Here is a 14,485-nt window from a genome sequence, read left to right as displayed (position 1 = left end):
CGAATGATATAATTATCATTTTAAATCAAACAGCTTTATTACTTTTATATAAATGTTTATATATTTTTGTCTGTTATTATTTATATGAATAATAACAAACCAGCGTTTACAACTAAAAATACGTTTATGAAAAAAATACTATTGGCTTTATTCAGCCTACTTGTTCTTCACAATATAGTTCAGGCTTCCTCTATTGAGGGTCCGTTTATTTTTGAATGGAGCTTACGTCAGCACTTGATTATAGGTAAGTATAATACAACAGGTCCTTTTGTTGCTGTTAACATGAATGGAGTAGAGTTAAAAGGTTTTCAGCGTTTGGCAGGAGATGACGAGGAAATGAACGAGCGTGGTTATTATACAGAGCAGGACGGTATACTCATGAAATCAGAAAATGGCATATATTCATTTTATAACAGTGCCACTAATTTTTCAAAAATAGGGAGCAATTACGTTTCAGCCACATTGTTTAGCGAAGGAAAAGCCATTGTTTCATTAGCCAATGAGCACTTAAATATTATTGATATAAATGGAAAAGTTATAGGAGTGCTGAATGACTATAAGGGAAATGCAATTGAAATGGCTGAAGAGTTCAGCGAAGGTTTAGCAGCAGTTAAGAACAGTAAAAACTTATGGGGTTTTGTTGATGCCGGTGGCAATATGGTAATAGAACCGCAGTTCAGGAGAGTAAACAGGTTTAATGAATCCTATTGTGTGGTGGAAGTAATGGGTAAAGATAGAATACTAAAAGTGGGCATTATTGATACAAAAGGTAATTATGTATTTCCACTTACACCAAATATTATTGTTAACGACAGGGTAAACAACGGTGTAATTGGGTTTAAGAAAAGCAGTAAATCATTTGGTGTAATGGATGTGCAAGGCAAAGAAGTAATTGCACCCAATACTGATTTTAACTGGATTGGCCCTTTTAATAAAAAAGGATTAGCACTTTACCACAACGGACAAAACTTTGGCATTATTAATTTAAAAGGAGAGATTATAACCAGGGCCAGGTATAGTATGATACAGCTGTTAGACAATTCATATATTGGTATAGCTGTAGAGAAATATTCAAGTACGGTTGAGCTGTTTGATTATAAAGGAAAATTACTACACGACTTTAAATATTTGATGGTATTGCAAGTAGCCAACGGCAATTACAGAGCTTTTGATAATATGGGAAGCTGTATTTTATTAGATAAGCACTTTAAAGAAATTGGTAATAAAACAATTATCAGCTCTGACAGACGCTTTGATTTTACTCAAAAAACACCCGCAAGAACAGATTATTATGACATACAAAAAATAGTTAGCAATAAGCAACTGGCTTTAGCTTATAATGGTATTGCCGGGCTGAAAAAAGGGGCCGATGTAAAGAAAATGATAGAGGTATGCAAGTTACATAAACCCAATAATTTCTTTTCACCTTATAACCAAACTGATGATGAAGACGATGTTGATTATGATGAATATATTACTTCACCTTCGCGTGAACATTTATTCGGTAGCCTTACGCAGGTGGCAATGAGTTCAATAGTTTCTGAAATAGAAATGGCTCAGCGAATGGCCGATTCATTAGCAGCCATGGAGGCCATGATAGTAGTGGATGAAACGGAGCAGTATGCCGATTCACTGGAGTTTCTATCTGCCGGTAAAATGCAGGAAATAAAATACAGAGAAGGTAATGAAGCGCATTATGAGCTGCAATTAATTTTTGACGATTTTATTAAAATCAATCATTTTGAAGAAACTAAAAATAGCTGCAATGTTTGTAAATTAAAGGGGACAGCCATTAATACAAAAGCTAAGTTAACAGGCTATAAGCTAAAAATTAATTTGTTGGGAAAGGCCAGTGGTAAAGAAAGTGAATTGATAACCCATTTAACAAACGAGTTTACCAGGCTGGGTTTTGACGTTGCCAAAAAAGACCAGGAGTACGTTATTTACGATGCGAAAAATAACAATAAAAAAGTAGGAAAAATAAGAGCCATCCTTGGTAGTAATTTAGAAGTCGAGTATAACTTTTAATCCTTAACGTTAGCGCACACCTATGGCGTGTGCTGTTTTATAAAACTAACGAAGCTTTTTAAAAAATGCTTTTACCAAGGTACCGCATTCGTCAGCCAATATCCCTTTTATAACCTCTGTTTTTGGATGTAATTTATTGCCTGCCTGCTGGTAACCTCTTTTTTCATCGCTGGCACCAAATACCACTTTATCTATCTGGCTCCAGAACAAAGCTCCACCGCACATAATGCAAGGCTCTATGGTTACATATAAAGTGCACTCCGTTAAATATTTTGCGCCCAAATAATTGGCCGCAGCCGTAATGGCCTGCATTTCTGCATGGGCTGTTACATCATTTAATTTCTCCGTTAAGTTATAACCTTTGCCAATTATTTTATTGTTGCATACCACCACTGCACCAATGGGTACTTCGTCTTCATCAAAAGCTTTTTGTGCTTCCTTTAAAGCCATTTTCATAAAATACTCGTGCGTAAATATCTCTTCCATAATTAAGACCTGCAACTTACTTGTTTTATCGGCTAAAGTAAAATGCAACTATTTGTTTTCAATAAAAGGTATTTTAATGTTATTTCGCATGGCGTATGGAAAGAGATACTACCGAATTACATTCCTTTTTGTTAAGCAATAGCCAATTAGGGAACGAAAAAGTAAGTGAAATAGTAAAGCTGTTTCAACAGCTTAGTGTACCTAAAAACACCATATATTTAAACGAAGGCCAGGTAAGCAATGCATATGCTTTTTTAACAAAAGGGTACATGCGGGCTTTTACTTACGATACCGAAGGCAATGAAGTAACAACAGCATTTTATCAAAACAACCAGCTGGTATTTGAAGTAAATTCCTTTTTCACGCGTACACCTTCCAAAGAGTGTATACAAGCCATAACAGACTGCACGGTTTTTTATATAGACTTCAATCAACTCAATCAGTTGTTTCATAGTATTCCCGAGTTCAGGGAGTTTGGCCGCTCGGTTTTAGTAAAATGTTTTGTAGATTTAAAACAACGTACGCTGGCAATGATTAATGAAACAGCAGAGCAACGTTATATAAGCTTGTTAGCAAACAACCCCAACATTTTTCAATTTGCATCCTTAAAACACATAGCCTCGTTTTTAGGCATAACCGATACCTCGTTAAGCCGTATCCGGAAAGATTTAGCTAATAAATGTTAGCTAATTTGTTTCTTGTCATTTGCTAAGAAGTAATTAAACAATTAGCCTCAGTTTTGTCCCATTAAATAATTACACTTATGATTCAAACAGGCTATTTATTATTAACCCTAGGCATGGCAGGTATTGTTATATATGCCTACTATCAATTATTAATTAAATCCGGCAAACAGCAACGTTTTGCTGCCAATAAAACAATCATTGTTTTGGGGGTATTTTTACTGTTCTTATTGTACAATGCTGTTTTAGGTAAAACCAATTTTGTGGCTAATTTAAGTTTACCACCACGCTTATTTGTTTTTGTAATACTACCATCCTTTCTGCTCATCTTTTTCATTATAAAAAGAGCGTATCATAGTAATTTGTTGCCTTTACTGAGTCCACAAAAGCTAACCGTTATTCAGTCATATAGACTAGCTATAGAATTGTTATTTATAGGCTCAGTTAATGCAGGACTTTTAAACAAAGAAGTAACCTTTGAAGGCTATAATTTTGATTTGCTGTTTTCCATTTCTTCCATACTTATTTACCTGCTGGCTTATCAATACAAAGTGGTGTCAGAAAAAATAGTATTGTATTGGAACTACCTAGGTTTAATAGTAATAACAAGTATCCTATTTCTGTTTACTACCAGTATTTACTTTCCCTTGTTTTGGGGTAGTGAAATACCCTTAATGCCAAGTGGTTTTGCCGATTTTTACTTCTTATTAGTTCCAAGCTTATTAATGCCTTTGGCAGTATTTATTCATATTTTATCCATTGTATATTTTAAAAAAGTACGCCAGTTTTAATTCCTTTAGTATTATAGTATTTAGCTTATTTTTGGCGTTGTTATATGACCTACAGAGATAAGCTACAATATTTATTGGTAAGAAAATTACGTATAGCTAATAAAGAAGCTAAGCAGCTTATAGCCGATGGCCTTATTACAGTAAACAATACAATTGTTTTTGATAATGTAATAGTATTGGTAACCGATAGCGTAAGCTATAACAACATTATAGTGCAGGAGCCAAAACAAATGTTGTATATAGCTTTGTACAAACCAAGAGGTATAGAAGCAACCTTAAATGAAACCATTAGCGATAACCTCAAAGCACTGCTTCCGTTTGATGAAAAATTATTCCCGGTAGGCAGGTTGGATAAAGAATCAGAAGGCTTATTGCTAATGACCAATGATGGTGATTTGTTTAATAAAATTACCAAGCCCGGTAGTCAGATAGAAAAAGAATATATAGTTACGGTTGATAAACCCATAGACGAAAACTTTGTAGTGCGAATGAGCAATGGTATAGAAATTATGGGCCAGCTAACCTTGCCTTGTAAAGTAAAACCAATAGATGATTATACATTCCGTATTATTTTAACGCAGGGCTTAAACAGGCAAATAAGACGCATGTGTTATAAATTAAATTACGAAGTATTAACCCTGAAACGAATCAGGATTGATAATGTAGTGTTAGGCGATTTAAAGCCGGGAGAATATAAAAAGCTGAATCATCTTTAGCTTTTTAGTTCATCATCAGTAAAATGCCTGATGCCTTTTTCTTTGGCAAATTTATTAGCATTGTAATCAAGCGATTTGTTTTTGGCTATAGATAAAGTATTCCATTCGCCACCTTTAAGCTGTTTGGCATAAAATACAATTTGCCCGACATGGTACGGATAATGGGCTAGTTGCCTGTTAATGGCTTCCATAACCGTATGGCCTTCGTTGCGTATGTATATAATTTTTTCCAAATCGCTGTTTTGTAAACTATCCAGTGTTTGCAAAAAACATTGCCAGCCCTTATTCCAGTATTCCATTAGCTCCGCTTTATTGTTGATGGAATTTACAAATTCATCATCCCTGTTACGCCATGGTTTTTCGCCATCGCTGGTTAAAAAATCTGTCCAGCGCGATAGCATGTTTCCACTCAAATGTTTTACAATAGTGGCTATACTGTTGGTATCGTCATTAAACATTACAAACAGCTTGTCTTCGGCTATCTGGTCTATGGCTTTTTCGCCTAATTGTTTATAGTAGGCAAATTGTTTTTTTACACTACCTAAATACGATTCGTTAGCACTCATCATTTTATAAGCTCATCATGTCTTTAAACTTAACCGCTTGCCTGCGGCTTACTTCTACTTTGGAGCCGTCTTTCATATAAAACAAAAACCCGCTATTGAAAAAAGGTTCAATTTTTTCGATATAATTTAAATTAATAATCTGTTGGCGGTTAGCCCTGAAAAACATAGTCGGGTTTAAACGCTCATCCAATGCATTCAATGTACGGTGAATAAGCGGTTGGAACTTATCAAAATATATTTTTGCATAGTTTCCATTGCTTTCAATAAGGCGTATATCGGCTAACTTAACATACCAGCAACGTTCACCATCGCGAATAAAAACCTGGCTGTCATCCGCTAATTTTTGACTTCCTTTTTGCTCCTCAGCCAAAGCAATTTGTTTTTTAGCTTTGGCTATGGCCTCACGTAAACGTGCGGTTTCAATAGGCTTTAAAATATAGTCTAACGCATTTACCTCAAAAGCTTTAATGGCAAACTCATTGTAAGCAGTGGTAAAAATAATAGCCGGTGTTTCAATTAACTCTTCCAACATTTCAAAGCCCGTTTTTTCAGGCATTTGTATGTCTAAAAATATCAATTGTGGTTTCAGTTTATCGATTAAATCAAGCCCCTCGTCAGCGTTACTTGCTTCGCCAATAATTTCAATATCGGTAAATTCCTTTAACAAGTTTTTTAGTCCTTCGCGGGCTAATTTTTCATCGTCAATAATTATTGTTTTAATCATAATGGTAATATTATCTTGGTTATTACATTGGTATTGTCAAAATTCTGAATGGTAAATGAGGCTGTTTCATCAAATAATATACGCAAGCGTTCGCGTGTATTCTCCACACCCAAACCGCTGCTTTCAGGCTTAGGGTTATACTGTCCGCTGTTAATTATTTCAATAATGGTGGTTTGATTTTGCACATAAGCTTTAATGCTTATTACACCACCGTTTTTTAAATTGCTAATGCCGTGTTTAATGCCATTTTCTACCAATGTTTGCAACATCATGGGCGGCAGTTTTGTTTTTAAGCTTTGCTCGTTTATATCGAGTATGGTTTCCAGCCTTTCGTCAAATCGTATTTTCTCAATGGCTAAATAATCCTTTACCGTATTTAACTCCTCGGCCAGTGTTACCGTTTTGTTTTTTTCCATTTTAAGCGAGCCTCTTAACAAGCTGCTTAGTTTGGTAATGGCTTCTTTGGCATTATCAGGGTCAATGTCAATTAAAGTTCGGATACCGTTTAATGAGTTAAACAGAAAATGTGGGTTAAGCTGTGTTTTTAAATTATTGTATTGTGTTTCCTTTAACACGGCCTGTAGTTCAAATTTATCGCGCTCGGTTTTAAGCAAACGTTCCCAGTACTGAAAAAAGTGATAAATAACGGCCCACAAAAACACATATTTTGATAAGTTAAAGAAAAAGATGGGCAGAATAGAAAAGTTAATCTTTGAAATTACTTCAGAGTTAAAATCAAAAGTGTCGGTTACGTTATTTTGGGATAGCGTATAAAAATCGAGTATTACATTTAAAATAGTAAGCGGTATAGAAATAATAATAACCAGTATAATGGCCCTGGGTATTAGCTTATGTAAAGGCAGCTCCAGCCAGTGCAGGCGTATAAATATTAAACGGTACAAATGCGTTAAAAAAATACCCGCTACCCAATTTCCCAAGCCATTTAATAAAAGGCCATTGCTGTAACCAAATACATTTATATAGGTTATGAGTTCTATCAGAATAAAGAAAAACCACCCCCCGATTTGGCAATACCAATATATTTTAGCCTTGTTTAACATATTACGCTTGCCAATATAGGAGTACATTTTCATAAAGCAATAATACCCTTACATCAAAGGAGTTATTATAAATTGAAAGGTGAAAAAGCAGTTTACGGGTTATGGTATGTAATGGTTTTCAATGTTAACTGAATGCTCAAAAATATGACGCCAATAAATTTTGGCTTAACACAACAGTAATATTGTAAATAGTTAATAATCAATTTAGGTAAGGGCACAAAAAGGCCAATTTAACATTGACATAACATTGAAGTAATTTACCCATAACATACCCATAACATTCGCGTAAAATCAAAGAATTTATTTTGCGGCACTTTAAATAACTGAAAATGAAAAATTTATTTGCGACCATCCTATTTAGTTTTGCTTTTGTATTATTTACAAATGCACAAACAGGTAAAATAGCTGGTAAAGTATTTGACAATAAGACAAGTGGTGCGTTGATAGGAGTGAAAATTATGATTGAAGGTACCACTACTGGTACATCAAGCGATTTTGAAGGAAAATTTACCATTGCTAAATTAGCACCGGGTACCTACAATGTAGTAGCGAGCTATTTAGGTTATAACAAAAAAGTAATTACCGGTATTGAAGTAAAAAATGGCGAAGCAACACCTATTACCATATCAATGGAAGAAGCATCGAAAAAATTAGGCGAAGTAGTAATCAGAGGTGAAGTAAAAAAGGAAAGCGCCAATGCTTTACTAATACAACAAAAAAATGCTACCACTATTTCAGACGGAGTATCCATTGAAACCATAAGAAAAACACCGGACAGAAACACCAGCGATGTTTTAAAAAGAGTAAGCGGTGCTACTATACAGGATAACAAATATGCTATTATAAGAGGTTTACCGGACAGATACAATGCTGCTTATATTAACGGAGCACCACTACCAAGTTCAGAGCCTGACAGAAAAGCATTTGCGTTCGATATTTTCCCAGCTAATTTATTAGACAATATAGTAATAGTAAAATCAGCTACGCCTGATTTATCGGGAGAGTTTGCAGGCGGATTGATATTGATTAAAACCAAAGATATACCTGATCAAAACTTTTATAACGTATCGTTTGGAACAAGTATAAACACCTTAACTACCTTTAATAAATTCAATACCAACGTAAACGGGTCGACAGATTTTTTAGGGATAGATGATGGCAAAAGAAAATTACCGGGCAGCACGCCCGATAATGCGACTTTCCAACGTTACCAAAACGATATACAAACCATTGATGATGTGCAACGTTTGGTAAATGTAGCTAAGCCATTTAACAACAACTTTAAATTAGAAGAAAATGCTTCTATGAGACCGGCTTATAGCTTCCAGTTTAGCATGGGTCATGTTAAAAAAATTAAAACGGCTGAGTTAGGAAGTATATTTTCTATGTCGATGCAAAACACACCAACTACCCAACAAATAGTGCGTAAGGACTACGATAACAATGGTAAAGTGTATGAGTACAACGATGAGCAAAATACCATTAACACTTTAAATGGTTTTTTATGGAACATCAGTATTAAAAACAAAAGCAATAAAATATCATTCAAAAATTTATTGAATATCAATTCAAACGACCAAACAGTGGTAAGAACGGGCGAAGATTTAATCAATGGGTTTATGTATAAATCATACGCTATGTGGTATACACAGAACATATTGAATAGCCACCAGGTAAACGGAGAACATTATGTTAAAAAATTCGAATCGAAAATAAACTGGACATTAGGCTACAGTGGCTTAAACAGAGAAACACCCGATTTAAGAAGAGTAAGATACCAAAAAGCAACAGGCGATGACAATGCAGTTTTTGAAGTGCCTTTAAGTTCTACAGCACAAGCTGATATTGCCGGAAGATTTTTCTCAACACAAAATGATAAAATTTTCAATGCTGGTTTTGATATATCAAGAGCATTGAATATTAAAAAATTCAAAAACGAAATAAAATTTGGTGCTTATGCGCAATTAAGAGACCGTAACTTTAATGCAAGACAATTAGGTTATGCTTATGCGCCAGGCCAAAACCCAAGCGATTTAAGAAGATTATCAATTGATGAAATATTTGCATCAGACAACATCAGCACAACAGGCTTGGTATTGAAAGAAGTAACTACACCGACTGATGCTTACACCGCAGCAAGTAATTTGTATGCAGGTTATGTACGTTTTGATAGTAAAGTAACCGAAAGATTAAGAGCTGTGTGGGGAGTAAGAGCAGAATCGTACAATCAAAAATTAAATACCTACAAAACAGGTAGCACAGAGCCTTTCAATATTGATACGGTAGTAGTTGATTTTTTACCATCGGTAAATTTAGTATATGCTTTAAACAGCAAAACCAATTTAAGAGCTTCATACTCACAAACAGTTTCTCGTCCTGAGTTCAGAGAGTTAGCTTCATTTACTTTCTTTGATTTTAACGACAACTTATTGGTTGAAGGAAGTTCAGTTTTAAAAAGAACCAGGATTCATAACTACGATTTGCGTTATGAGTTGTACCCAACACCGGCACAATTAGTATCTGCATCGGTTTTCTACAAACAATTTGAAGACCCGATTGAAAAATCGTTAACACAAGGTGGAAGCCCTAAAACCATGGGTTACTCAAATGTTGGTTCAGCATTTAGCTACGGTTTAGAAGTTGATTATAAATTAAACTTTGGCCAATTATTTAAAGTTAAAAATGAATTCTTATCAGGCTTAAACTTTATTGGTAACTTAGCTTATATTAAATCAGAGGTTGATGTTTCAAAAGTATTGGCCACTGCTGAAAAATCGAGACCATTACAAGGACAATCGCCTTATATTGTAAATGCAAGCTTACAATATGCCAATGCTAAAAAAGAATACGGAGTATCAATTTCGTTTAACAGAATAGGTGAGCGTATAGTAAACGTTGGTAACAGTGAGTATGCCAGCTATTGGGAAAAACCACGCTCGGTTATTGATTTACAAATCAACAAAACATTCTATAAAAAATTAGATGTACGTTTTGGTATCAGAGATTTATTGTCACAAAATATTATTTTCTATCAAAATGGTGATGGCGATAACGCATTTGACTCATCAAAAGACAACGAGATTTGGAATTATAAAGTAGGTTCATCATACTCTATAAACATGAGTTATAAGTTTTAATAACACAGGTTAAATTACATTATAAAATGAAAGGTGTTTGATTTGGTTCAAACACCTTTTTTATTGGCCTCTCGGGCTATTTGTAATGTGTAAAAAATATTACACCACTTTACCTTAACTTAACATTGAATTCAATATTTGATAACAGGGTAGAAGTTACTTTGCTGCATCTTAATAAAACAAATAAGAAAATGAAAAAAATTATTACTTCTGTTTTTATGCTTATGTTTACGGTAGTAGCATTTGCACAAAACAATTTTTTCACTCCTACTAATTATAGAGGAGCCATTGATTCCGATACTACAAAGGATTGGACAAAAGGATGGGCAAATTGGGATCCCAACAATACTGTTTATTCGGCAACAACGGTTACAGTGAACGGTGGCGACATCACTACTAACACAACATGGACAAAAAACAATGTGTACTTATTAAACGATGGTTATGTATATGTAACAAACAACGCAACATTAACCATTGAACCGGGAACAGTAATAAGAGGAACCGGAAAAGGTTCTTTAATTATTTGTCGCGGTGCTAAAATTATTGCACAAGGTACATTAGCTGAGCCTATTGTATTTACTTCAAGCAAAGGTGCTGGTTTAAGAGCTCCTGGCGATTGGGGTGGCTTGGTATTAACTGGTAAAGGAGTTCACAACTTACCTCAAGGTGATACTGCTGCCGCAGAAGGTGGAATTGCAAAACCGGTTACTGGTTCAGGTTTAATTGATGGCCGTCATGGAGGAACAGATGATAACGATAGTTCAGGTGTTTTAACATATGTACGTGTAGAGTTTGCTGGTATTCCATTATCAACAGCTGCTAACTCAGAAATTAACGGTATTACTTTTTACTCAGTAGGAAGAAAAACATTGGTAGATAATGTACAAGTTTCTTACTCAGGTGACGATTCATATGAGTGGTTTGGTGGTGCAGTAAATTGCAAACATTTAATTGCTTTTGCTGGTATTGACGATGATTTTGATACAGATAACGGATTTAAAGGTTTAGTACAATTCGGTATAGGTTTACGCATTCCTCAAAACGCTGACCAAAGTGGTTCAAACGGATTTGAAAGTGATAACGATGCAAATGGTTCAACTAACTCACCAAGAACAGCTCCTGTATTCTCAAATATAACAATGGTTGGTCCTTATTTTACAGGCCAAACGGTTACGCCTAATTCAAACTTTGGACGTGCTGCACACATTAGAAGAAACTCAGCTTTAACGTTAGTGAATTCAATTTTACAAGGTTATCCAGTAGCTGGTTTAATTATTGATTCAAGAAGAACCAATGCTGGTTTCCAAAATGGAGATGCAATATTTAAAAACAATATTATAGCAGGTATTCCTTCAGGATGGGCTGGTAGATTAGCTTCTTCATCAGATACATTAGCTTTAACAACTAGTGCACAAGTAGCTGCTTGGGTAGTTGCAAACGGAACAGATACTTTCAATGTTTCAAACGATATTAACCTGGTTAGACCATTTGTATATACCAATCCTAATTTTGCACCAACAACTACTTCGGTAGCTAAAGCAGGTTCAAACTTTAATACAGGTAAAACTCCTTACGATGCAAAACCAGTTGTTGATTTCAGTTCAGCCAATACAGCGTTAGCTTATACTTTTACCAACTTAACCAATACAAAAGGTTTTGCTACACGTTATGCATGGGATTTTGGTGTTACTTCATCAACTACCGATACATCAACAGCAGTTGCTCCGGCTTTTACTTTCCCGGGCAATGGAAGCTTTACCGTAACTTTAAAAGCAGTAAACGATTTTGATTCAACAGTATTTACTAAAGTAGTAGTAGTAAACGTAAATTTAAAACCAACTGCTGACTTTACTTTTGCTCAAACAAATCCTACAACCAGAGATTTTATTTTTAACAATACTACCAATACAAAAGGATATGCTACTACTTATGCATGGGATTTTGGTGTAACTTCATCAAGCGTTGATACTTCAACATTAGCTAGCCCATCATTTACTTTCCCTTCAAATGGTTTTTATACAGTAACATTAAAAGCAAAAAATCAATACGATAGTATTACCGTTTCAAAAATTGTTGGTGTAACAGTAACTGTTCCACAAAACAATTTCTTTGAATACACTAACTACCGTGGTGCTATGAGTGCTGATACTACAAAAGATTGGACAAAAGGATGGGCTAATTGGGAGCCTAACAATAGTACATATGCAACACCAACTGTTACTATTAATGGTGGCGATATTACAACTAACACAACTTGGACTAAAGACAATGTATATTTATTAAACGATGGTTATGTATATGTAACAAACAACGCCACATTAACCATTGAACCGGGAACTGTAATTAGAGGTACAGGAAAAGGTACTTTAATTATAGCTCGTGGTGCTAAAATTATAGCCCGTGGTACATTGGCTGAGCCTATTGTATTTACTTCAAGCAAAGGTGCTGGTTTAAGAGCTCCTGGTGATTGGGGTGGTTTAGTATTAACTGGTAAAGCTATACATAACTTACCGCAAGGTGATACTGCAGCTGCAGAAGGTGGAATTGCAAAACCAGTTACAGGTTCAGGTTTAATTGATGGCCGCCATGGAGGAACAGATGATGAAGATAGTTCAGGTGCTTTAACTTATGTACGTGTAGAGTTTGCTGGTATTCCATTATCAACAGCTGCTAACTCAGAAATTAACGGTATTACTTTTTACTCAGTAGGAAGAAAAACATTGGTAGATAATGTACAAGTTTCTTACTCAGGTGACGATTCATATGAGTGGTTTGGTGGTGCAGTAAATTGCAAACATTTAATTGCTTTTGCTGGTATTGACGATGATTTTGATACAGATAACGGATTTAAAGGTTTAGTACAATTCGGTATAGGTTTACGCATTCCTCAAAACGCTGACCAAAGTGGTTCAAACGGATTTGAAAGTGATAACGATGCAAATGGTTCAACTAACTCACCAAGAACAGCTCCTGTATTCTCAAATATAACAATGGTTGGTCCTTATTTTACAGGCCAAACGGTTACGCCTAATTCAAACTTTGGACGTGCTGCACACATTAGAAGAAACTCAGCTTTAACGTTAGTGAATTCAATTTTACAAGGTTATCCAGTAGCTGGTTTAATTATTGATTCAAGAAGAACCAATGCAGGTTTCCAAAACGGTACTGCTGTATTTAAAAACAATGTTATTGCAGGTATTCCTTCAGGATGGGCTGGTAGATTAGCTTCTTCGTCAGATACATTAGCCTTAACAACCAGTGCACAAGTGGCTGCTTGGGTAGTTGCAAACGGAACTGATACATTTACTACTTCAAACGAAGTTAACTTGGTTAGACCATTTATGTATACTAACCCTAACTATGCACCAACAAGTACTTCGGTTGCTAGCACAGGTTCAAACTTTACAACTGGTAAAACGCCTTTCAATTCAACTCCAATTGTTGATTTCTCTTTTGCTCCTTCAGTTCCAAATTCAAAAACTTATAACTTCAGTAACTTAACAGATACAAGAGGTATTAACACCACTTATGCTTGGGATTTTGGTGGACAAGGTACTTCAACTGATGCAAACCCTACATTTGCTTTCACTGCTAACGGAAGCTATATTGTTAAGTTAACAGCAAAAAATGCATTTGATTCATCGTTTGTAAACAAAACAGTAGTAGTATCAGTTTCTGATAAACCGGCTGCAAACTTTACTTACGTACAAACCAGCACTGCAGGTTCACGTGAATTTACATTTACCAATACAACTGACGAAAAAGGTTCAGCTACTACTTACGCTTGGGATTTTGGAGTAACAGGTTCAACTACCGATACATCATCGGCTAAAAACCCTGTGTTTACTTTCCCTGCTAACGGTACTTATACTGTTCAGTTAATTGCCAGCAATGCTTTCTTAGCTGACACAGTAACAAAAACTGTTACCGTAATAAGCTCTTCAATTACAGAAGTAAACAAATCAATTAACCAGTTAATGGTTTTCCCTAACCCAACCAGCGATAACGTAACAGTAGCTTTTGATTTAGCAAAAACCAACGATGTACAAATTGATTTAGTAGACATTACAGGTAAAGTAATAAGAACTACCAATAACATGAGATTTGCTTCAGGTATGAATGAAGTTACTTTAAACACTGCTGATATCAACCAAGGTATCTACTTTGTAAAAGTAAGCACACAAGAGTTGAGCAAAACAACACGTTTAGTAATAGTAAGATAATTAAGTATATTGTTTAAGATTAAAAGGCACCACTGAAAAGTGGTGCTTTTTTTATGCATATGAAAAT

The 14,485-nt window shown here is 35.1% G+C and carries 10 protein-coding genes; 6 read left to right on the top strand and 4 right to left on the bottom strand.

Going from position 1 to position 14,485, the window contains the following annotated elements:
• The first annotated feature begins 126 nt into the window (after window positions 1-126).
• Window positions 127-2,028, top strand: a complete 1,902-nt coding sequence (locus V4538_06370) for a WG repeat-containing protein (GenBank protein MES2380644.1) — start codon at window positions 127-129, stop codon at window positions 2,026-2,028.
• Window positions 2,029-2,073: 45 nt separating this feature from the next.
• Here the strand turns inward: V4538_06370 and V4538_06365 are convergent, their stop codons facing one another.
• Window positions 2,074-2,514, bottom strand: coding sequence for a nucleoside deaminase (locus V4538_06365; protein ID MES2380643.1), 441 nt, complete (start codon window positions 2,512-2,514; stop codon window positions 2,074-2,076).
• 95 nt (window positions 2,515-2,609) lie between these two features.
• On the opposite strand from V4538_06365, the gene V4538_06360 reads away from it, so the two are divergent.
• The 3 genes from V4538_06360 to V4538_06350 all read left to right on the top strand — a co-directional run bounded on the left by V4538_06360 (window position 2,610) and on the right by V4538_06350 (window position 4,704).
• Window positions 2,610-3,200, top strand: a complete 591-nt coding sequence (locus V4538_06360; protein ID MES2380642.1) for a Crp/Fnr family transcriptional regulator — start codon at window positions 2,610-2,612, stop codon at window positions 3,198-3,200.
• Between the two features lie 77 nt (window positions 3,201-3,277).
• A complete protein-coding gene (locus V4538_06355; protein ID MES2380641.1) occupies window positions 3,278-3,988 on the top strand; it encodes a hypothetical protein in 711 nt (236 codons plus the stop codon).
• A gap of 44 nt (window positions 3,989-4,032) precedes the next feature.
• Window positions 4,033-4,704 carry a pseudouridine synthase gene (locus tag V4538_06350; GenBank protein MES2380640.1) on the top strand — a complete coding sequence of 224 codons (672 nt, stop codon included), beginning with the start codon at window positions 4,033-4,035 and terminating at the stop codon, window positions 4,702-4,704.
• Here the strand turns inward: V4538_06350 and V4538_06345 are convergent.
• From V4538_06345 to V4538_06335, 3 genes are read right to left on the bottom strand one after another with little or no spacing between them, the layout of a single operon-like run.
• Window positions 4,701-5,270 (bottom strand): DUF1572 domain-containing protein, encoded by a 570-nt coding sequence (locus V4538_06345; protein ID MES2380639.1) that lies wholly within the window; start codon window positions 5,268-5,270, stop codon window positions 4,701-4,703. The genes V4538_06350 and V4538_06345 overlap by 4 nt on opposite strands.
• A gap of 4 nt (window positions 5,271-5,274) precedes the next feature.
• Window positions 5,275-5,991, bottom strand: coding sequence for a response regulator (locus V4538_06340; protein ID MES2380638.1), 717 nt, complete (start codon window positions 5,989-5,991; stop codon window positions 5,275-5,277).
• A complete protein-coding gene (locus V4538_06335) occupies window positions 5,991-7,088 on the bottom strand; it encodes a histidine kinase (protein ID MES2380637.1) in 1,098 nt (365 codons plus the stop codon). Before V4538_06335 ends, V4538_06340 begins: the two co-directional genes overlap by 1 nt.
• A gap of 296 nt (window positions 7,089-7,384) precedes the next feature.
• Between V4538_06335 and V4538_06330 the strand changes: the two genes are divergently transcribed.
• Entirely contained in the window at window positions 7,385-10,192 is a 2,808-nt protein-coding gene (locus V4538_06330; GenBank protein ID MES2380636.1) for a TonB-dependent receptor, read from the top strand.
• A gap of 191 nt (window positions 10,193-10,383) precedes the next feature.
• Entirely contained in the window at window positions 10,384-14,418 is a 4,035-nt protein-coding gene (locus tag V4538_06325; GenBank protein MES2380635.1) for a PKD domain-containing protein, read from the top strand.
• Window positions 14,419-14,485: the final 67 nt, after the last annotated feature.

It is taken from the genome of Bacteroidota bacterium (assembly GCA_040388375.1).
Lineage (GTDB): Bacteria > Bacteroidota > Bacteroidia > UKL13-3 > UKL13-3 > JAAFJM01.
The sequence above is the reverse complement of the archived record's forward strand: the minus strand, read 5'-3'. Positions and strand labels throughout refer to the sequence as shown.

Excerpts from the sequence above, each read along its gene's own strand:
- V4538_06370 (MES2380644.1), top strand. The coding sequence starts at position 127 with ATGAAAAAAATACTATTGGCTTTATTCAGCCTACTTGTTCTTCACAAT.
- V4538_06365 (MES2380643.1), bottom strand. The coding sequence starts at position 2,514 with ATGGAAGAGATATTTACGCACGAGTATTTTATGAAAATGGCTTTAAAG.
- V4538_06360 (MES2380642.1), top strand. The coding sequence starts at position 2,610 with ATGGAAAGAGATACTACCGAATTACATTCCTTTTTGTTAAGCAATAGC.
- V4538_06355 (MES2380641.1), top strand. The coding sequence starts at position 3,278 with ATGATTCAAACAGGCTATTTATTATTAACCCTAGGCATGGCAGGTATT.
- V4538_06350 (MES2380640.1), top strand. The coding sequence starts at position 4,033 with ATGACCTACAGAGATAAGCTACAATATTTATTGGTAAGAAAATTACGT.
- V4538_06345 (MES2380639.1), bottom strand. The coding sequence starts at position 5,270 with ATGAGTGCTAACGAATCGTATTTAGGTAGTGTAAAAAAACAATTTGCC.
- V4538_06335 (MES2380637.1), bottom strand. The coding sequence starts at position 7,088 with ATGAAAATGTACTCCTATATTGGCAAGCGTAATATGTTAAACAAGGCT.
- V4538_06330 (MES2380636.1), top strand. The coding sequence starts at position 7,385 with ATGAAAAATTTATTTGCGACCATCCTATTTAGTTTTGCTTTTGTATTA.
- V4538_06325 (MES2380635.1), top strand. The coding sequence starts at position 10,384 with ATGAAAAAAATTATTACTTCTGTTTTTATGCTTATGTTTACGGTAGTA.